Source organism: Mesorhizobium sp. WSM3879 (assembly GCF_002294915.1).
In the GTDB taxonomy this organism is placed as follows: Bacteria; Pseudomonadota; Alphaproteobacteria; order Rhizobiales; family Rhizobiaceae; genus Mesorhizobium.
Genome location: NZ_NSFZ01000008.1, coordinates 182,475 through 200,705, shown reverse-complemented (window position 1 = coordinate 200,705; position 18,231 = coordinate 182,475). Strand labels below are relative to the sequence as shown.

General features: G+C 64.2%; 17 protein-coding genes. 6 read left to right on the top strand and 11 right to left on the bottom strand.

Translation table 11 applies throughout. The features are described 5' to 3' along the window. Positions 1-114: 114 nt before the first annotated feature. Together CK218_RS19580 and CK218_RS19575 are read left to right on the top strand one after the other, a co-directional pair. Positions 115-1,884 carry a glucan ABC transporter ATP-binding protein/ permease gene (locus tag CK218_RS19580; protein ID WP_067000546.1) on the top strand — a complete coding sequence of 590 codons (1,770 nt, stop codon included), beginning with the start codon at positions 115-117 and terminating at the stop codon, positions 1,882-1,884. A gap of 198 nt (positions 1,885-2,082) precedes the next feature. Next, positions 2,083-2,841, top strand: a complete 759-nt coding sequence (locus CK218_RS19575; RefSeq protein ID WP_067000549.1) for a heme ABC transporter permease — start codon at positions 2,083-2,085, stop codon at positions 2,839-2,841. A 230-nt stretch (positions 2,842-3,071) separates the two neighbouring features. Here CK218_RS19575 and CK218_RS19570 read toward each other — a convergent pair whose 3' ends face one another. Continuing rightward, positions 3,072-4,130 (bottom strand): D-TA family PLP-dependent enzyme, encoded by a 1,059-nt coding sequence (locus CK218_RS19570; protein ID WP_095828652.1) that lies wholly within the window; start codon positions 4,128-4,130, stop codon positions 3,072-3,074. 206 nt (positions 4,131-4,336) lie between these two features. Between CK218_RS19570 and CK218_RS19565 the strand changes: the two genes are divergently transcribed. After that, entirely contained in the window at positions 4,337-5,023 is a 687-nt protein-coding gene (locus CK218_RS19565; protein ID WP_095828582.1) for a D-lyxose/D-mannose family sugar isomerase, read from the top strand. A gap of 256 nt (positions 5,024-5,279) precedes the next feature. Here CK218_RS19565 and CK218_RS19555 read toward each other — a convergent pair whose 3' ends face one another. From CK218_RS19555 to CK218_RS19530, 6 genes are read right to left on the bottom strand one after another with little or no spacing between them, the layout of a single operon-like run. Then, a complete protein-coding gene (locus CK218_RS19555; protein WP_095828581.1) occupies positions 5,280-6,143 on the bottom strand; it encodes an RDD family protein in 864 nt (287 codons plus the stop codon). Next, complete coding sequence (locus tag CK218_RS19550) at positions 6,130-7,146, bottom strand: stage II sporulation protein M (protein ID WP_095828580.1); 1,017 nt, start codon at positions 7,144-7,146, stop codon at positions 6,130-6,132. Before CK218_RS19550 ends, CK218_RS19555 begins: the two co-directional genes overlap by 14 nt. Then, entirely contained in the window at positions 7,143-8,447 is a 1,305-nt protein-coding gene (locus tag CK218_RS19545) for a DUF58 domain-containing protein (RefSeq protein WP_095828579.1), read from the bottom strand. Before CK218_RS19545 ends, CK218_RS19550 begins: the two co-directional genes overlap by 4 nt. Continuing rightward, positions 8,444-9,400 carry a MoxR family ATPase gene (locus CK218_RS19540; protein WP_067000979.1) on the bottom strand — a complete coding sequence of 319 codons (957 nt, stop codon included), beginning with the start codon at positions 9,398-9,400 and terminating at the stop codon, positions 8,444-8,446. The genes CK218_RS19545 and CK218_RS19540 overlap by 4 nt, the downstream gene beginning before the upstream one ends. Then, positions 9,387-10,601: a hypothetical protein gene (locus CK218_RS19535; RefSeq protein ID WP_095828578.1), complete on the bottom strand. Its 1,215-nt coding sequence runs from the start codon at positions 10,599-10,601 to the stop codon at positions 9,387-9,389. Before CK218_RS19535 ends, CK218_RS19540 begins: the two co-directional genes overlap by 14 nt. Next, positions 10,598-11,230 carry a DUF4129 domain-containing protein gene (locus tag CK218_RS19530; RefSeq protein WP_095828651.1) on the bottom strand — a complete coding sequence of 211 codons (633 nt, stop codon included), beginning with the start codon at positions 11,228-11,230 and terminating at the stop codon, positions 10,598-10,600. The genes CK218_RS19535 and CK218_RS19530 overlap by 4 nt, the downstream gene beginning before the upstream one ends. A 143-nt stretch (positions 11,231-11,373) precedes the next feature. Between CK218_RS19530 and CK218_RS19525 the strand changes: the two genes are divergently transcribed. Further along, complete coding sequence (locus CK218_RS19525; protein WP_095828650.1) at positions 11,374-12,150, top strand: hypothetical protein; 777 nt, start codon at positions 11,374-11,376, stop codon at positions 12,148-12,150. A gap of 115 nt (positions 12,151-12,265) precedes the next feature. Then, positions 12,266-13,186 (top strand): hypothetical protein, encoded by a 921-nt coding sequence (locus CK218_RS19520; RefSeq protein WP_245435088.1) that lies wholly within the window; start codon positions 12,266-12,268, stop codon positions 13,184-13,186. Positions 13,187-13,231: 45 nt separating this feature from the next. Here the strand turns inward: CK218_RS19520 and CK218_RS19515 are convergent, their stop codons facing one another. From CK218_RS19515 to CK218_RS19500, 4 genes are all read right to left on the bottom strand, one after another. After that, positions 13,232-13,492, bottom strand: a complete 261-nt coding sequence (locus tag CK218_RS19515) for a hypothetical protein (RefSeq protein WP_347404000.1) — start codon at positions 13,490-13,492, stop codon at positions 13,232-13,234. Beyond that, a complete protein-coding gene (locus CK218_RS19510; RefSeq protein WP_095828576.1) occupies positions 13,477-15,117 on the bottom strand; it encodes an ABC transporter substrate-binding protein in 1,641 nt (546 codons plus the stop codon). Before CK218_RS19510 ends, CK218_RS19515 begins: the two co-directional genes overlap by 16 nt. 270 nt (positions 15,118-15,387) lie before the next feature. Next, a complete protein-coding gene (locus tag CK218_RS19505) occupies positions 15,388-16,065 on the bottom strand; it encodes an isochorismatase family protein (RefSeq protein ID WP_067329902.1) in 678 nt (225 codons plus the stop codon). Between the two features lie 322 nt (positions 16,066-16,387). Next, a complete protein-coding gene (locus CK218_RS19500; RefSeq protein ID WP_095801245.1) occupies positions 16,388-17,683 on the bottom strand; it encodes a Xaa-Pro peptidase family protein in 1,296 nt (431 codons plus the stop codon). A gap of 198 nt (positions 17,684-17,881) precedes the next feature. Here CK218_RS19500 and CK218_RS19495 point away from each other — a divergent pair, with 198 nt between their 5' ends. Then, positions 17,882-18,229 carry a hypothetical protein gene (locus tag CK218_RS19495; protein WP_095828575.1) on the top strand — a complete coding sequence of 116 codons (348 nt, stop codon included), beginning with the start codon at positions 17,882-17,884 and terminating at the stop codon, positions 18,227-18,229. Positions 18,230-18,231 lie beyond the last annotated feature (2 nt).

The window sequence follows — 18,231 nt, the reverse complement described above, 5'->3', positions numbered from 1 at the left end:
GGAAGGGATAGACGACGCATTGTTTCGCGACACATAAACCGGTACGTGTCAAAAAATGGTGCGGCGCACAATACCGACATTGAGCACGGACAAGAGTTTGGCGGAGTAGCTGAAGTGTCACTTCTGCAGATCTACTTTAGAGCGCTGAGTTATCTGGCTGCGGACAAGAAGCGCGTCGCGCTGATCTGCGGCGCCAACGTCGCGCTTGCCGCGATCGCTATTCTCGAGCCGATCCTTTTGGGCCGGGTGATCGGCGCCATTTCCGAAAAAGGTCCGGTGTTTTCGACGCTCGCCGTCTGGGCTGCTCTCGGTGTCTTCAATGTCATAGCTTTCGTGCTGGTGTCGCGGGGCGCCGACCGCTTCGCCCATGCCCGGCGTTCGGAAGTGCTGTGCCAGTCCTTCGAGCGCGTCATCACCATGCCGCTCGCCTGGCACCACCAGCGCGGCACGTCCAATTCGCTGCACACGCTGCTGCGCGCCGTCGAGACCCTGTTCAGCCTGTGGCTCGAATTCATGCGCGTGCATCTCTCGACGGCCATTGCGCTGGTGCTGCTGGTGCCGACCGCGCTTTCCATGGACATCCGCATGTCCATCGTGCTGCTTGGCCTCGGCGTGCTCTACGTCGGAATCGGCCGTATCGTCATGCGCCGCACCAAGTCGGGGCAGACCGCCGTCGAGCGCCACTACCACACCGTCTTTGCCCATGTGACCGACAGCGTCAGCAACGTCGCCGTGCTGCAGAGCTATAACCGCATCGGCCATGAGACCGCGACGCTGAAGCGCTACGTCAAGGACCTGCTCGACGCTCAGAACCCGGTGCTCGACTGGTGGGCGATCGCCAATGCGCTGAACCGCCTGTCGTCCACCATCTCGATGATGATCGTGCTCTCGATTGGCGCTTATCTCGTCACCCGTGGCCAGCTTCGTGTCGGAGACGTCGTCGCCTTCACCGGCTTTGCCGGAATGCTGATCGCCCGTCTCGACCAGATGTCTGCCTTCACGACGCAGATTTCCGAGGCCCGCGCCAAGCTCGAGGATTTCTATCGCCTCGAGGATTCGGCCGCCGAAACCGCCGAGCCGGACGGCCTGCGCGAGTTGACCAACGTCACTGGCCGTGTGCGCTTCGAGGACGTCAGCTTCGAGTTCGCGAATTCGGGCCATGGTATCGAGAATGTCTCCTTCGAGGTGCCGGCCGGCAAGACCGTCGCCATCGTCGGCCCGACCGGCGCCGGCAAGACGACGCTCATCAACCTGCTGCAGCGCGTCTTCACGCCGTCCAGCGGCCGCATCCTGATCGACGGCATCGACACCCGCACGGTGACCCGCAAGTCGTTGCGCCACTCGATCGCCACCGTCTTCCAGGACGCCGGCCTGCTCAACCGCTCGATTGAGGATAACATCCGGGTCGGCCGCGCCGATGCGAGCAATGACGAGGTGCACGCCGCCGCCAATGCCGCCGCCGCACAGGACTTCATCCTGGCCAAGAGCAGCGGCTACGATACCGTCGTCGGCGAGCGCGGCGGCCAGCTCTCGGGCGGCGAGCGCCAGCGCATCGCCATCGCCCGCGCCGTGCTGAAGGATGCGCCGATCCTGGTGCTCGACGAGGCGACCAGCGCGCTCGACGTCGAGACCGAGGACCGAGTCAAGGAAGCGATCGACGAACTGCGCCGCAACCGCACGACCTTCATCATCGCCCACCGCCTGACCACCGTGCGCGACGCCGACTTGGTCGTCTTCATGGACAAGGGCAAGGTGGTCGAATACGGCGGCTTCACCGAGCTGTCGCTGCGCAACGGCCGATTCGCAGCCCTGCTGCGCGCCGGCGGCCTGCTCAACGACGAGGAGGTCCGTCGCCTCAGCCGTCCGGTGACGGAAGCGGCGTAAGCTTTCTTCCCTGTGGGACAAGGTGTCGCCGCAGGCGACAGATGAAGGTGTTCCAGGAAGACCAGCGTCTCACTCCGTCGCGCACCCTATCCGTCTCGGCGCTCGCGCGCCGATCCACCTTCTCTCACAAGGGGAGAAGGAGAGAGTGCGACAACCTTCCGATTGCCCCTGATGCATCGCCGGTCTATTTAGATCGGCATGAGCGACACCACCTCACGCCTCGCCGGCTGGATCGATCTCGCCAACCCGACCCGCTTCGTCGGGCTGGCCGACAAGGTTATTCCGTGGCTCGCGGCGACCGCGGCGATACTGCTCGGCGTCGGCCTCTATATGAGCTTCACCGCGCCGGAGGATTTCCAGCAGGGCATCACGGTGCGCATCATGTACATCCACGTGCCTTTCGCCTGGCTTGCGATGATGTGCTACACCATCATGGCGATCTCGGCGCTCGGCACGCTGGTCTGGCGCCACCCGCTGGCCGACGTGGCGCTGAAGGCAGCGGCTCCGATCGGCGCCACCTTCACCGCGCTCGCGCTGATCACCGGCTCGATCTGGGGCAAGCCGATGTGGGGCACCTGGTGGGTGTGGGACGCTCGGCTGACCTCGGTCTTCGTGCTTTTCCTCATGTATCTTGGGATTATCGCGCTGACCCGCGCACTGGACGACGCCGGCCGCGCCGCCTGGGCCGCCGCCATCATCACGCTGGTCGGCTTCATCAACATCCCGATCATCAAATTCTCGGTCGATTGGTGGAACACGCTGCACCAGCCGGCCTCGGTCTTCCGCCTCGGCGGCCCGACCATCGACCCTTCGATGCTGTGGCCGCTCGCCGTGATGGCGCTTGGCTTCACCGTGCTGTTCTTCGCGCTGCACCTGATGGCGATCCGCACGGAGATTTTCAGGCGCCGCGTGATCGCGATGCGCAGGGTTGCGGCGCGGCAGGCTGAGCGGCAGTAGATTTCGGATCAATAGCGGTCTGTCGCGTTCCTTCTCGCCCCCTCTGTCCTGCCGGACATCTCCCCCACAAGGATGGTGCGATTGCTTTCGCCAACTTTCAGCGTTTGGAGGAGGGCGCGACGCCCGAGCCGCCAATCTCCCCCAAAGTGGGGGAGATGTCCGGCAGGACAGGGGGGCGCTGGCCCGCCAGCCTAGACGAACTTAAAACATCTGCGTGCGTCTCAGGATCCTCAGGCCATCTTCCCCCGCGCCGCCACCGGCAGCGTTTCCAGCACCTTGTCGCCGTCGATCAGATGCACCTGGTCGAACAAATTCGTCACCACGCAGCAATGATCGGGAACCACGCGCACGCGCTCGCCAATGCGCAGGGCGCCGCCGTCTGAAAGCGTGACGTTGCCGTGCTCCTCGCTCAATCCAGTCACTCGCGCGCTGGGCACGCCGAGCAGCTCGCCGAAATCCGGCAGTCCTAGCGTATCGGAGGACAAAGCCTTGCTGCCGCTGTCGAGGATGGCGCGGGAGGGCGTCGGGTGGCTGACCACGGTGGCCAGCACCGTCAGCGCGCAATCGTCGAGCGTGCCGACGCCTTTGGCGACCTGGTAGCGGTCGAGATAGATGTAGGTGCCGGGCCTATATTCGGTGACGACGCTGTCCTCGCCCGAGCGCCACATGTCCGGCGTGCCTCCGCTGGAGATGCGCCGGCATTCGAGCCCGGCCGCCGCAAGCGTCTCGCGCGCGTTCTGCAGCCACGCCTCGGCTTCGGCGGCGCGGCCCGCCGCCGGATAAGTCATCAGCCCGCCGAAGGTTAGTCCTCTGGCCTGGTCGATCACTTTCGCCAGTGCAACCGCTTCGGCCGGGCTCTGCACACCGCAGCGGCCCATGCCGGTGTCGCATTCGACCAGCACCGGCAGCGGGTGGCCGGTATCGGTGAAGGTCGCGGCTAGCCCTGACAGCGTTTCGTGGCTGTCCGCCGTGACCGACAGCGTGACGCGGCCATGCAGTGCCTTCAGCCGCTCCAGCTTGGCGCGGCCGAGAATGTTGTAGGGCAGGAAAATGTCCTCAAGCCCGGCATCGGCCATCACCTCGGCCTCGCCGATCTTCTGGCAGGTTATGCCGACCGCGCCAGCCGCGACCTGCTTCTTCGCCCAGTAGGGCAGCTTGTGCGTCTTGATATGCGGGCGGAGCTTCAGCCCGTGGCGGTCGGCATGCGCCTGCGCCTTTGCGATGTTGGCTTCGGCGCGGGCCGCGTCGATCAGGATCGCCGGCGTGTCGAGATCGTCTATGCTTGCCATGAAGATCACCGTTCAAAAGCATGTCTCCCGAAAGTGGGAACCGGTCCGGGACAAAGACATGCGCAATCAAAAACCGGTTGGGGTTATGGGCTTGATCCGGCCGGATGTCACGAGGCCAGAGCCGTCAGTTTGCGTCGACAGCGGACCGGCATTGCGATATTCGGGTTGGCAGATTTCAGCAGGCAGCGGCCGGAAGGAAAACGACCATGAAGCGCTCCAAGATCAACGACATCATCCGCGAAGCCGACGCCTTCATCCGCTCGTTCGGCTACATCATGCCGCCCTTCGCCTACTGGTCGCCGGAAGAGATGAAGGCGCACAAGGCAGACTCCTCGGCCATTTTCAGCTCGCGTCTCGGCTGGGACATCACCGACTACGGCCAGGAGAAGTTCGATGAGCTTGGTCTCTTCCTTTTTACCGTCCGCAACGGCCGCTACGCGGACATGAAGCTCGGCATGGGCATGCTTTACGCCGAGAAGATCATGATCTCGCGCAAGGACCAGCTGTCGCCCATGCACCGCCACAACATCAAGGCCGAAGACATCATCAATCGCGGCGGCGGCAAGCTGGTGCTGGAACTGTTCATGCACGACCGCGACGGCGGCATCGATCCGAAGGCGGAAGTGTCGGTGCCGGTCGACGGCACCATCACCAGATTGCCCGCCGGCGGTCTCCTGAAGCTCGACCCGGGCCAGAGCGTGACGCTGCTGCCGGGCGTCTGGCACGCCTTCTGGGCCGAGGGCAAGGACGTGCTGATCGGCGAGGTCTCGACCGTCAACGACGACCTCACCGACAACGTCTTCCGCGACCCGATCGGCCGCTTCTCCAACGTCGAGGAGGATATGGCGCCGGTTCACCTTCTGGTGTCCGACTACGAGAAGTGGGTGGGGTAGGGGCGCCTTACGAGCGGCGGTTTCGCTGGCTATATCGTAAGCTGGCGCCGCCCCTCATCCGCCTGCCGGCACCTTCTCCCCGTACAGTGACGGGGAGAAGGGGACGCCTCTACGCCGGCGCCCATTTTGCAACGCCGGTGATTGGTGAAACCGCCTGCGACAGCGTCTTTCTCCCCGTCACTATACGGGGAGAAATGCCCGGCAGGGCAATGAGGGGCGGCGCTGACGTTTCTCGGCTATCGCCAAGACTCCTGGATCATCGCGCGTACTTGTCCGCCTTCCGATTGCCCAGCAGCAGCTTGCGCTCCAGGTGCGCGCGCAGCTCGCCGTAATAGGCGGTGAGGAATGCCCTTGAATCGACCGGCTCGACCCTGGCGCCGATCTTGCGGCCTATCGTTTCCGCCACCGCTTTCATCGCGAAATAGTCGTCGCGGCGCAGCACTTCCTCCAGCTTGTGCAGCTCGGCGATGCCATAGGCGTCGAGCTGCGCGGCGCTGAACTGGAAGCGGGTCGCGACCGGATCCTTGCGCAGCGACAGATCCTCGAGCAGCGCCACCTTCGGCGCCTCGACCACCCAGGTGCCGGCGAGCAGGTCGCCGATCCGCAGCCGGTCGCGGTTGAAGAGCGGGAATAAGGAGAACAGCAGCGCCCACACCAGGCCGAAGATGGTCGACAGCGTGTCGGCGACACCGGCGCTGCCGCGCGCCGCCAGGATCGACAGCGGCAGGAACACCTCGATCTCGCGCATCAGGTTGCGCGCGATGACCTGGTCGAGGCTGAGGCCGGCGCCGCTGCGCGAAGCGACGCGGACGCCGACCATCCGCTTGCCGGGCGTCGCCGCTCGCCGGCCCGCCTCGAAGGCGATGAAATAGACGTTGCGCAGCAGGAAGATGAAGATGATCCAGACGATGAACAGCGGTTCGGCGTCCCTCACGCCGAGTCCGCCCAGGCCGAAGATCGCGACAAGGCTGACCGCGACGGCGGCGACGACGATGATCACCACATCGAGCAGGAATCCCGAAGCCCGCGTCCCGGCATCCGCCAGCTTGACGCGCAGGTCCACGCCCTCCGGCGTGACCAGCGGGCGCACCAGCGCGGCGGGGTTCCTAGCCGTTGCCATGCCGCACCATCCGGAACAGGTAGAAATAAGAAATCCAGAGCGCCAGCATGCCGCCGCCAATCGAATAGCGGGCGATATCGCTTGTGATCGTCTGCCGGCCGATGCCTTCGAGCAGGCCGGCAAACAGCAACATCACGACGACGCCGACCATCGCGGTCGCCGCCACGCGGCCCGCGCGTGAGGCCGCGGCCACGCGCGTCAGCTCGCCGGGAAAGGCGATGCTGGTGCCGATTCGCATGCCGGCCGCGCCCGCGATGGCGATGGCAAAAAGCTCCGTCGTGCCGTGGATCGACAGCCAGCCGCCGAGCTCGAAACCGAGCCCCTTGGCGGCATAGATCTGGAAGATGGCGCCGAGCATGCAGCCATTCATCAGAATGATCAGCACGCTGGGCACCGCAAAGGCGAAGCCGAGCGCGAAGGCCAGGATCGACACCTGCGTGTTGTGGGTGAAGAGATAAGCTGCGAAGCCCGAGAGAAAGTGGTCGCCGCCGCCATAAAGCACGCTGCGCAGCATCTCGGCTGACGAATCCGGATTGCGCCCGCCGGCGAGGCTCGGCGCGATGATGGCGTCGTACCAGCGCTTGTCGGAGGCGACCAGCCAGTATCCGGCAATGGCGCCGATCACCGTCAGGGCGACCGATGCCCACACCTCGCGCCACAAGTCGCGGATCGCCGCCGGCCAGTCGTGCAGGAAGAAGTCGCCGATGCGCGTTCTCAGGGATCGCCGCGCGCCATAGAGGTAAAAATAGCCGCGCAGGCAGAGCGCTTCGAGATAGGCGACGAGCGCGCTGTCGAGCGAAGTGGCGCGTGCCACCGAAAGCGAGGACAGCGCCGAGCGGTAGAGCAGGGGCAGCGACAGCAGTTCGTCTTCCGACAGGGCGCGCGGCGCCCGCTTCTCGACGCGGGCAAGCAGCGCCTCGAACGCCTTCCAGTCGGCCTCGCGCTCCTGGCGGAAGCTTGCCAGCGACTGGCGGACGGCATCGGTGCCGGCGGGCAGCGTCATAAGAGGTTTTCCTCCTTGAGCTGGATATAGCGCTCGACCAGGGCGGGGCCGAGCCGCTGGTGGTCGGTCTCGATGACATGCGCGCCGAGCAGCCTGAGGCGTCCGATCACCACCTGCCGCTGTTTGAGCAGGTCGCCGGCGGTGACCGCGCGGGCCACGTCCTCCGGGGCGGTAGGCGCCATATCGGCCAAGGTCTCCAGCTCGACATCCTTCATCAGCATGAACAGCACCAGATGCCGCTCGGTCAGCCGCCCGACGGTGCGCAGCATCAGCTCGGCGCTGATCGGGTCGACGAAATCGGTGAACACGATGACCAGCGAGCGCCGGTCGAGCTTCGCGGCGAGCGTCGTCAGCGCCAGGGTGAAATTGGTCTCCTCGGTCGAATAGTCGATCTCGGCGGCGCGCTTCTGGATCATGGTGAAGCTCGGCGAGCCGCGCACGGCGCCGCTGGAAACGCGGGGCCTGGCGTCGAAAGAAAACAGGCTGACGAGGTCGCCGCCCTTGAGCGCAATGAAGGCGGACAACAGCGCCGCCGTCACGGCCCGGTCGACTTTCGGCACGCCCTCGACCGGCTCGCACATCAGCCGGCCACTGTCGATGGCCAAGACGATGTTGTTGTTCTCTTCGATGCGGAATTCGCGGGCAAGCAATTTGCCGTGGCGGGCGCTGCGCTTCCAGTCGATCATGCGCCGGCCCATTCCGGGCTGGTAGTCCTTGAGCGCCTCGAACTCGCGGCCCTGGCCGGCGCGCTTCTGGGCATGCCCGTCGGCAACAGCGGAGCGCTGCAGCAGCGTGATCGCCTCGTCGCGGGCGCGGCTGACATCGGGCAGCACCGCTATCTTGCGGTCCACCGGCAGCGCGGCCTGGTTCCAGACCAGCCCGAACGGCCCTTGCCAGCGCAGCCACAGCCGATCGAAGCTGGCGATGCCGCGCCGAACGGCGTCGAATTCGAGATCGAGCGTGCCGCCATTTGCCGGCAGTGTGCCGCCCGTGCCGTTGACCGGCGCCAGCCGCTGGTCATGCCCGACGCGCGCCTGCAGCCGGTGCGTTCGCGCCCCGAGACCGGCCGCGATGTGCAGCGTGAAACGTCCGCCGACGCCGACCTGCGGGGGTGCGGTGAGCGTGGCGGTGAGCAACGCGCGTCCGCGCCCGGCCGCCGCGTCGACCGCCAGAAAGGCAAGCAAAGCGCAAATCCAGAGCAGCCCGAGATACCAGACATGCGGCAGCGCGAGCGCGATCAGGAAGGCGGGAATCGCTCCCGCCGCCGCCGCCCATACCGCTCTGCCGCTCGGATAGATCAACGCGGCGCTTCCGTCTGGTCGACCAGGTCGGACACGATCTGCTCGACCAGCCGTCCGTCGATCTGCGCCGCCGGCGAGAGGATGACGCGGTGGCGCAACGCCGGCACGGCTAAAGCCTTGACGTCGTCGGGGATGACATAGTTGCGGCCGTCGAGCGCGGCCCGGGCTCGCGCCGCGCGCGCCAGCATGGCGCCGGCGCGGGGACTGGCGCCGACCTCCAGATCCGGGCTTTCGCGCGTGCCTCGCACGAGGGCAGCGATGTAGCCGACGACGTCGTCGACCAGCGTGACGGCGCCCACTGTGGCAAGCGCCGCCTCCAGCGTCTTGCGGTCGGTCTGCGCCTTGATGCCGTATTGCTCGATATTGTGCGAGGCGGAGCCGCCGCCGTGGTGGATGATGATGGCACGTTCTTCCTGCGCGTCCGGATAGCTGACCCGGTGCTTGAACAGGAAGCGGTCGAGCTGGGCCTCGGGGAGCGGATAGACGCCTTGATGCTCGATCGGGTTCTGCGTCGCCACTACCATGAAGTTCTTGCCGAGCGAATGGGTCGTGCCGTCGAATGTGACCGCGTGCTCCTGCATGGCTTCGAGCAGTGCAGCCTGCGTCTTCGGCGGCGTGCGGTTGATCTCGTCGGCAAGCAGCAGATCGCAGAAAATCGGGCCGCGCGTCAGCGTGAACTGGCCGGTCTGGAAATTGTAGATGTTGGCGCCGACGATGTCGCCGGGCATCAGGTCGGGCGTGAACTGGATGCGCCCATAGGCGACGCCGAGCGCCTGCGCGAAGCAGCGCGCGGTCATGGTCTTTGCGGTACCGGGCGGACCTTCGAGCAATATATGGCCGCCGGCGAACAGCGCCGTCAGCATCAGATCGACCGTGTCGCGCTGCCCGGTGATCGCTTTAGCCACTTCTTCCCTGATCGCGCTCGCCAGGGCTTTCACTTCATCGACGTTCACCGAGCCTCCTTGCCGTCCAGTCATGCAGCTCTTCCGCTGCTTCATGCATTGCGGCCAATGTGTTGGAACCGTTCGCAGCCTTAAACCGCACGGTGAAGCCGTTCGCTTCATTTTTGTCGCGGGAATCCAGCCAGCGGTCGAGCGCTTCACCCTGCAGCCCGTGTGGCGCGCCAAGCAGCGCGGCGGCGCGCTGGCGCATCAGCGTGGCATAGCGGTCGCCGAGTTCCTGCAGCCGTCCTGCCCGCTTCAGGAGCATTGCCGTGGTGTCGACCAGCGCCTGCTTGCCGAAGGCGATGGCGCGACCCTCGGTGCGCGGCGGCCCGAAGCGACCGAGCCCGTGCAGGAAGGCGAGGGCAGCCGCCACCAGCACCGACAGCGTCAGCGCCAGGAAGGGCGGTTCGACTAGGAGCTTGCCGAGATCGTGGTTCTGGCCGATGCCGTGAAGCGTCAGGTCGAACATAACCGCGCCCTTGGCGGGCTCCAGCATGGCGATCATGTCGAGCGCCGCTGCCGCCTTTTGCGGATCCTTCAGCGCCGCGTTGTTGATGAGATCGGGATCGGTGAGGATGTAGAAGGGTTCGCTGTCGAGTTCGGTGAGAACAGCCTTGCCGTCACCCGCGGCAATCAGCGGATGATTGTCGGCTACCCATTGCAACTCCTCGGGCACGGCGATCTTGCGCCCCTCTACATCGATCCGATCGACCGATGGCTTGCCGTCGCCGAGCTTGGCCTTGGCGAGGCGACCGAGCCAGTCGTTGACCGCCGTTGCGGGCAGCCGCTCGACTTTCGTCTCCCAGCCCTCCTGGCCCGGCTGCGGAAAGGTGACCCATTTGGGCAGCACGAAAAGCGTGTGCTTGCCCAAGCGGAGCTTGATGATGCGCTGAAGCGCCGCCGGGTCGCTGTTGGGCGCGATGGTGACGATCAGCAGGAATGTGGATGCCAGGGGAGATTGCAGATCCTTCTCCCCGCGCGCCATGGGCGGCGCCTGCCCGTTGGTGAGCTTCAGCCATTCCACGAGCCCGGCATAGCCGGTGCCGCCCTTGGAGAGCGGTGTTGCGCCGCCCTGGGGCTGACGAAAGTCCGGAGCGTAGGTCGAGAGCAGGAAGAATCCGGCGGCCGCGAGCAGGCTGGCGAAGATGCCCCAGAACAGCGTCCTGCGGCTGAACGGTTCTTGTGCTGCCTCCGTCGCCTCCGCGCTCATGCCCAGGCCTCCCGGAAGGCAAAGCGCTCATAGGCGCCGCGCGCTTGCTGCCAGCCCTCGGCGCCGACCGGCCGGCGAGCGAACAAGGCAGCCTCGACGATGCGCGCGATCTCACTGAAGGCAGCGCGGGGGCGGGACGGGATGGAACCTGCGGCGGCGATGTCGCGCGCGGTCAGCGACGGGCGCAGGAAGTCGGGCAGGCGGCTGGCGATGTCGGCAACGCTGCGGCGCAAGAGAAGATGCACCGCCTCGTCATAGTCGCCGCGCGCGGCGAGCGCATCGGCCTCGGAGAGCAGGATCTGAGCCGCGCCGGCATCCGGGCGCCATTCCTCCTTCGTCTCGTCCTCCTTGCCGGGGCGCCGCCATGGCAGCCGCCAGGCGATGCCCTTCGCCTCGAGCACGAGCAGGAACACGATGATCGCGGCGCCGATGATCACCGCGCCCCAGAACAGATAGATCATGTAGGGGCCAAGCTTTGCCAGGGCTTCCAGAAAAGGCTTAAGCCATTCCGGCGGTTCCGGCCGCACCAGCCCCGGCAGGTCAAACTGGATCGTATCGTCCGCCAGCAGCTGCTTGTGCATCTTGGCCAGCCATTCGGCGTCCGCTGTGGCCGGCTGTGCCGCTGTCACCAACTCGCTCCCCTGCTACCCACGGGTTCGACACTGGCAATACCGCAGGACAATTGCAAGTGATTGGACGCGTCTCAGCAATACTGGCAGATTTGCTTTGGGGCCATAGGCTGGCGTGGAGCGGCCAAGCAGGGGAGGGCGTCATGACTTCAGCCGCATTGGTACGGCCGGAGAATTTTCAGATCGGCCGAGTGTTCAACAATACTTTTGCGGTGATCGGTCGTAATATTGGACTCTGCGTTGGTCTTGCCGCGCTGTTTTCAGGACTACCGCAACTGGTCACGCAGCTCGTGCGTCTGAATTTCCATCCTGGAAATCCGGCGAATTTCGCCGCGGCTACCACGAACTACAAGCTCGGCTACATCACTGGAACTGCGGTCGTTGTAATACTTTATTTCGCTTTTGCGTTTCTGTTGCAGTCGAGCCTCGTCCGGGTGGCGATCGAGGACATGAACGGGAAGAAGCCCACTTTTAGTGATTGCGTCCGCATCGCAATCCGCTTTTTGTTGCCAACAGTCGGAATGGGCCTACTCGTCGGGCTCGGCGTAGGCGCCGCATCGATTGCCCTGCTGGTGCCGGGAATTATCCTCGGGCTCGGCTGGTCGATGGCGGTGCCAGTGCTGATTCAGGAGCGACTTGGCGTCTTCGGTTCTATGTCGCGCAGCCGCGCGCTGACCAAGGGGAGCCGCTGGGCTCTGTTGGGACTGTTCGTGATCCTGGTGATCATAGGGTTTGTGATCCAGTCGATAAGCGCGGTCGTTATCTATCTTTTTCACGGCATTGTCGCCGCGTTGTTGGCCGCCATGGTACAGAGTGTCGTTTCTATGGTGACTTCGGTTGCCACGGCGGTCAGCTATGTCGAACTGCGCCAGGTCAAGGAAGGCACTGGCGTCGATGAACTGGCGGAGATATTCTCGTAGTCTGGGATGCTGGCGAGGCCGGCCGAAGTGCTGGTGAGCGGCAGCCCCCGCTGAGAGCCTGCCTGTCCTGCAAAATCGCCTTCCTGGCCTCAAATGAGACCGCGACCGTGAGCTTTTGCTGCAGTCGGCGGTTCTGGCTGACACCGGGAATACCCGAAACAATGCAAGTCCACTGGACGGGGCCCGCCGTTCTTGGCAGATTTACTTTGAAGTTGCCGAATTGGATTCGGCAGCGGCTCGGGGGAAAGCTATCATGACCACTGCGACATTGGGACGACTAGGCAGATTCGAAATCGGCAGGGTGTTCAACAGCACTTTTGCCGTCATCACGCGCAACATAGGACTCTGCGTCGGGCTGGGGCTTTTGTTTGCCGGCCTGCCGACGCTGCTCATCAGGTTATGGACCCAACCGCAGATGGAAGCGGTGATGAATGGCGATCCGAGTGCCATGGCGGATCCGAACGCGATGCTGCGCAACTCCTATCTCAGCATCCTCGCGGGATTGATTTCCTTCGTCTTCACGCTGCTGCTCCAGTCGTCGCAGGTGCGGGCAACGATCGAGGATCTGAACGGAAGGCGGCCATCCTTCGGCGACAGCGTGCAGATTGCCATCCGCTTCCTGTTGCCGACGCTCGCGATCGGCCTGCTCGTCGGCATCGGGTCAGCGCTTGCGATGATCGCGCTGATCGTTCCCGGCATCATCCTGTGGCTCGGCTGGTCGATGTCGGTTCCCGTTCTCATCCAGGAGCGGTTGGGCGTATTCGGCTCGATGTCGCGCAGCCGAGCGCTGACCAAAGGCAATCGCTGGTCGCTGTTCGGCCTCTTCCTCATCCTGGTCATCATCGCGATGGTTATCCAGTGGGGGATTCTGGTGGTGCTGCTCCTCTTCGGCGGGATCCTCGCCGAACTGGGAGCCGCCGTGGTGCAGGCCGTCGTCTCGATGGTGCTCTCCGTCGCCACCGCGGTCAGCTATGTCGAACTGCGCCAAGTCAAGGAAGGCACCAGCGTCGACGAATTGGCGAAAATCTTCTCTTAGCAACGGCCGGGCCGCCTTCCACTTTGAGGGCGGCCGTACGCTGTTTCAGCGACAACAGCAGTGGTCTGCCCGCACGCTCGTGCGGCAGAGGCATGACGAAGTGATCGGCACGTCCGCCTTGGTCAGAGCCAAAGCAAGTTTCGCCTGCAAGCCCGGCAGCTCCTCGCTCTCACGGCGCCGCTTCAGGCATTCGACCAGCCCGTGCTGCGTCCAGACATTGTCCGGAAGCTGGGCGCAGCGCTGCACGGCGCCGCTCAGGCCCAGATCGTCGCGATCGGTCCTGGGAGGAATCAGGACTCCAGCCAAACCGTCTCGAAATGCTGCTCGAGCGCCTGGTGCTGCTCGCAGCCATGCACGCCCTTGCGGTAGGTGCGGTAGACCGAGCGCCAGTAGGGCTGGATGATGATGCCGGAGTCGCGCAAATTCTGCTCGATCTTGGCCATGATCTCCTTGCGCTGGGCGGCATCCGGGGTCGCAAGTGCTTTATCGAGAAGCTCGTCAAACTCCTTGTTCGAATAAGCGCTTTCGTTCCAGGCCGCGCCCGATTTATAGGCCAGCGCCAGCACCTGGACGCCGAGCGGACGGCCGAGCCATTCGGTGCAGGAGTAGGGGAACTTGCTCCAGTCGTTCCAGAAGGTGGCAGCCGGCAGCACGGTGCGCTTGATCTTGAGGCCGGCCTCGCGGATCTGGGCGGCGATCGCGTCGGCGGTGCTCTTTTGCCATTCGACGTCGACCGAGATCAGCTCGTATTCGTGGTCGGCCTTGCCGGATTCGGCCAACAGCTTCTTCGCGGCGTCGACATCGCGCTTGGCTGGGCCGATATCGGCGAATTCGGGATGCATCGGTCCGACATGGTGGTTATCGGCGGGCTTGCCCCTGCCGTCGAGGCCGAGCTTCAGCACGGCCGCATTGTCGACGGCAAGCTGGGCGGCACGGCGCACCTTGACGTCGTCATAGGGCGCGTTGCCGACATTGAAGCGCGCGACGATGGTCGAGCCGGTCGCGATCTCGGAATTCTCGAGTCCCATCTGCTCGGTCTGCGACACGGCGTCCGAGGCGGTCTCGTGGTCGGTGTCGATCTCGCCGGATTCGAAGGCCGACAGCATGGCGTTGGGATCGGAGCCGTAGTCGACCCACTTGATGCCGTCGAGATAGAACTCGCCCTTCCACCAAGGCTTGTCCTTGCGCTTCACCTCCGCACCGGTCTCGGCGTCCCAACTCACCAGCTCGCACGGGCCGGTGGTGATGGCCAAAGCCTTCTTCGGATCGGCATCGCCTTCATAGGAGCGGTGCATGATCAGCGCCGGATAGTCGGCCATGCCGGCGATCAGCGAGATGTCGGGCTTTGGCAGGTTGAGCTTGACGGTGTAGTCGTCGACTTTCTGGATGCCGCCGTCGACCGGCTTCTTGGTGTCGGCGTTGACCAGCGCGCCCATGCGCGCGGCGACCGAATTGCCGGCGACCGAGGCATCGCACCAGCGGTTGAGGTTGTGGATCACGTCGTCGGCGTTGAAAGTGTCGCCGTTCGACCAGGTGATGCCTTTGCGCACGTGAAGCGTGATCGTCTTGGCGTCGTCGCTGGTCTCCCAGTTTTCGAGCAGCCAGGGCTCGAAGGTGAAGTCGGTTTTCCAGCGCACCAGATATTCGTTGCAATGGCGCGCCACATTCGACATCTCGACGCCATCGAAAGTGCGCGGATCCTTGAAGCCCTTCACGTTCATGGCGACGCGCAGGACCCCGCCGCGCTTCGGCTCCTCGGCCCGAGCGGGCGAGGGAGTAAGGCCGCCCAGCGCCAGCGCGCCGGCGGCGCTGACGCCCAAGCCGGCCATAAGCGCCAGATACTCGCGCCGGCTGATCGCGCCCTTCTTGAAATCACCCGCGGTCGGCTTTGCCCGCGGGTGCAGTTTTCTGTCGGTCAGCATGAATTTCATTGTCGTTCCCTCTATTGTTGGTGCAGGTCGCCCGCGCGGCGGCTTTTGGCGGCAACGACCTGCACGAAACCCAGGGGCGCCCCCCTGCCGTCAGGCGCGGAGGCGGATACGGCCGCTGGGCGCCGTTGCCTGCGAGGGGATCATAGGTCCGCTTTCCGCGACGAAATGTTTGGTTTTCCGCAATTCTTGTGCGCTGTTCCGCAGGCTAAAGTTGGCTGACGCGCATAATTGCTGCGCCTTGCCGGGCGGCTGGGTCTCCGGTCTTCGCGGTCAGAGCTCTGCGTAAAGTTGCGCCGCATTCTCGAAGGTGAAGCGCAGCGGCACCGATCCCTCGACCTGCCACACGCTCACCGTGTCGCCTGCCATCAGCCGGCAAGCGTCGAGCGTGTTGGTCACGGCGCCGCCATAGAGGCGGTTGGCGAGGTTGAGGATGCCGGTCTGGTGCATGGCGCTGCTGCCGCTGCCGCAGGCATCCTTGACCAGGAGCACGCGAAAACCGTGCGCCACCGCGTCCTTCACCGTGGCGTCGATGCAGGCTTCGGTCCACACGCCGGCAATCACCAGCCATTCGATGCCGGCTGCTTCGAGCTTGTCGCCAAAATCGTTCTTGCCGAAGACGCTGGCTTCCTGCTTGACCAGAGTGGCTTCGCCGTTTTGCGGCGCCACTTCATGGCAGATCGCCGTCAGCGGATCGTCCTTGTCGGAGAAGGCCGACTTGCCGCTCTCGTCGAGCGGATGGAACGGCCGCGCCTCGGCGAGGTCGACGATATAGGCCCAATGATAGAGCGGCACGAAATTGCGCCGCGCCGCCTCCTGCAGGCGTTCGACGTTGGCGAGGATGTCGGCAAAGCCCTCGACCAGATAGCGTTTGTCCTTGCGATGCTCCTCCTGGAGATCGATGAACACCGCGGCCACCGTGCCGCGCCGGATGGAAATGGGGGATTTCATGCGGATGCTCTCAAAGGGGTGCGGCGGCGCGTCGGAATGTGCCGCAGCGTATCAGCTTCGTCATTCCAGCGCGAAGCAGCCGCGAAGCGGCGTCGCGAAGACCCTGGAATCCATTCCGTTACCTTGACCGAAGAGTGCGGCCCAACAGAATTCTGCACCGTTGCGGCGCTCGGACGTAACGGAATGGATCCTAGGGTCTGCGCCGCGTCGCTTCGCACCTTGCTTCGCCCGAGGATGACGACGACATGAGTGCTGCGGCCAATCTCGAACGCCTGCGACAATGTATGGGCGGCGCCAACACAGCGTATCGGCATCAAACCGCTCATTCCAGAAACTCATCCTCATAAGGAAACCGCGAAAGCAGCTCGGTCCCCGTTTCGGTAATGAGAATCTCGTCCTCCAGCTTGACGCCCTCGCGGCCGCCTTTCTCGCCGATATAGCTTTCGACGCTCACCACCATGCCCGGCACGATCATGCCGTCGCGGCCGTACGTCTCGTAATCCATCGCGTGGGCGATGAAGGGCGTCTCGCCATGCATGCCGACGCCGTGCATGACCGAGGTATAGCGCTGGTCGACGAAGCGGTCCGGGATTTTCCAGGCCCTCTCGGCGATCTCGCGGAAGGCCATGCCGGGTTTCACGATGGAAATGTTGTGCTGCACCTGGTCGTGCGCCATGCGGTAGAGCGATTTCTGGTAGGGCGTCGGCTTGCCCGGGCCGCAGCGGAAGGTGCGCGAGAAGTCGGAATAATAGCCGTAGCAGCCGATGGTGTCGGTATCGAGCGCGACCAGCTCGCCCGGCCTGATCTTGCGGCCGCTCGCCTCGTTGAACCACGGATTGGTGCGCTGTCCTGAAGTCAGCAGCCGGGTCTCGATGAACTCGCCGCCCTGGCGGATCACCTCGTGATACATAATGGCGAAGAGCTCGTTTTCGGAAACGCCGGGCTTGATCGCCTCGCGCACGGCGGCCACCGCGGCTTCGGCTCCGGCCATGGAAGCCTGCAGGCATCTCACCTCCTCCGGCGTTTTCACCGCGCGCACGGCAAGAATCTCGCCCTGGCAGTCCTTCACCTCGCAGCCGCGCTTTTCCAGAGCCACCGCCTGCAGATGGCTGCAGCGGTCGAGGCCGAGCTTCATCGAGCCGCCGCCATGCCTCTTCAGAAGCTCGGTGATCTCGTCGGCGAACGGCCCCGCCGTCTCGTCGTCGCGACCGGAGACGGAGGACCAGACGAGCTTGGAAGGACGCGCCTCGTCGATCGTGTCGAGCACCATCGAGACATGGTAGCTCTGCGGATATTCGAACAGCACGATTGGCCCATCGGTCGGGATGAAGAAGTAGCGGGTCGAATTGCGCAGGAAATAGCCGAACATGTTGCGCGAGCCGGTGGCGTAGCGCTGGTTATAGGGGTCGAACAGCACGACGCCGCCATAGCCCGCCTCGCGCATCCAGGCGCGCAGTTTGGCGAGCCGCCCCTTGCGCAGAGCGTCAGCGTCGATGAAGGACGGCTCGGTGTCGGAGAGCCACATGCCGCCGGCGGGATCGGCCGCGGCCGGATGGCGCATGCGGTCCTTGAAGTCCACATCCTCGGTGCTGTCGGGATCGAAAACGACGATGCTCATGGGTGCCTGGCCTTGAGTAGGTTGTAAATGCCGACCATGGCGCAGGAGGGGAGAAGGTATTGTGCGGAAAGCCGCTCATGCTGTGCCGGATGCCGCTGGCCGTGTGGAACTGCAACCGCTAAAATTCTGCTCGATGCCTCATCAGCTTTGAGACTTTGTGGTAAAGTCGCTGAATAATCTGGTATTGCGGACCACACCGTGGATTATCTAATAGCGCTTGGCCCCTTATACATCCTGCTTTTTTTCAGCTTCTGCCTTCTGGCCTATATTCAGCCGATTCTGCATTGGCTGGCCGACGATTTTGGCAACACAACCATGCTCGCATGTCTGGCGGCATATTTCGGCATTATCGTCGGATTGGTTTGGGCTATCAACAAAATCAACAAAGCATTCCCGACATTGGACCTTCCGCCTTCTTCCAATCGCCAAGGGGTGATCTGGGATGTCGCGGCGACCTATGAAGAGGCAAGGCCCAACGTCGCCGCCGAGAAATCGCCGCCTGTCAAAGTCCGGTCGGAAACTGGCAAACCGGACGTTGAACTCTGATC

Bases quoted from the DNA above. Each gene is read 5' to 3' on its own strand.
- CK218_RS19575 (WP_067000549.1), top strand. From the start codon at position 2,083: ATGAGCGACACCACCTCACGCCTCGCCGGCTGGATCGATCTCGCCAAC.
- CK218_RS19570 (WP_095828652.1), bottom strand. From the start codon at position 4,130: ATGGCAAGCATAGACGATCTCGACACGCCGGCGATCCTGATCGACGCG.
- CK218_RS19565 (WP_095828582.1), top strand. From the start codon at position 4,337: ATGAAGCGCTCCAAGATCAACGACATCATCCGCGAAGCCGACGCCTTC.
- CK218_RS19555 (WP_095828581.1), bottom strand. From the start codon at position 6,143: ATGGCAACGGCTAGGAACCCCGCCGCGCTGGTGCGCCCGCTGGTCACG.
- CK218_RS19550 (WP_095828580.1), bottom strand. From the start codon at position 7,146: ATGACGCTGCCCGCCGGCACCGATGCCGTCCGCCAGTCGCTGGCAAGC.
- CK218_RS19535 (WP_095828578.1), bottom strand. From the start codon at position 10,601: ATGAGCGCGGAGGCGACGGAGGCAGCACAAGAACCGTTCAGCCGCAGG.
- CK218_RS19525 (WP_095828650.1), top strand. From the start codon at position 11,374: ATGACTTCAGCCGCATTGGTACGGCCGGAGAATTTTCAGATCGGCCGA.
- CK218_RS19510 (WP_095828576.1), bottom strand. From the start codon at position 15,117: ATGAAATTCATGCTGACCGACAGAAAACTGCACCCGCGGGCAAAGCCG.
- CK218_RS19505 (WP_067329902.1), bottom strand. From the start codon at position 16,065: ATGAAATCCCCCATTTCCATCCGGCGCGGCACGGTGGCCGCGGTGTTC.
- CK218_RS19500 (WP_095801245.1), bottom strand. From the start codon at position 17,683: ATGAGCATCGTCGTTTTCGATCCCGACAGCACCGAGGATGTGGACTTC.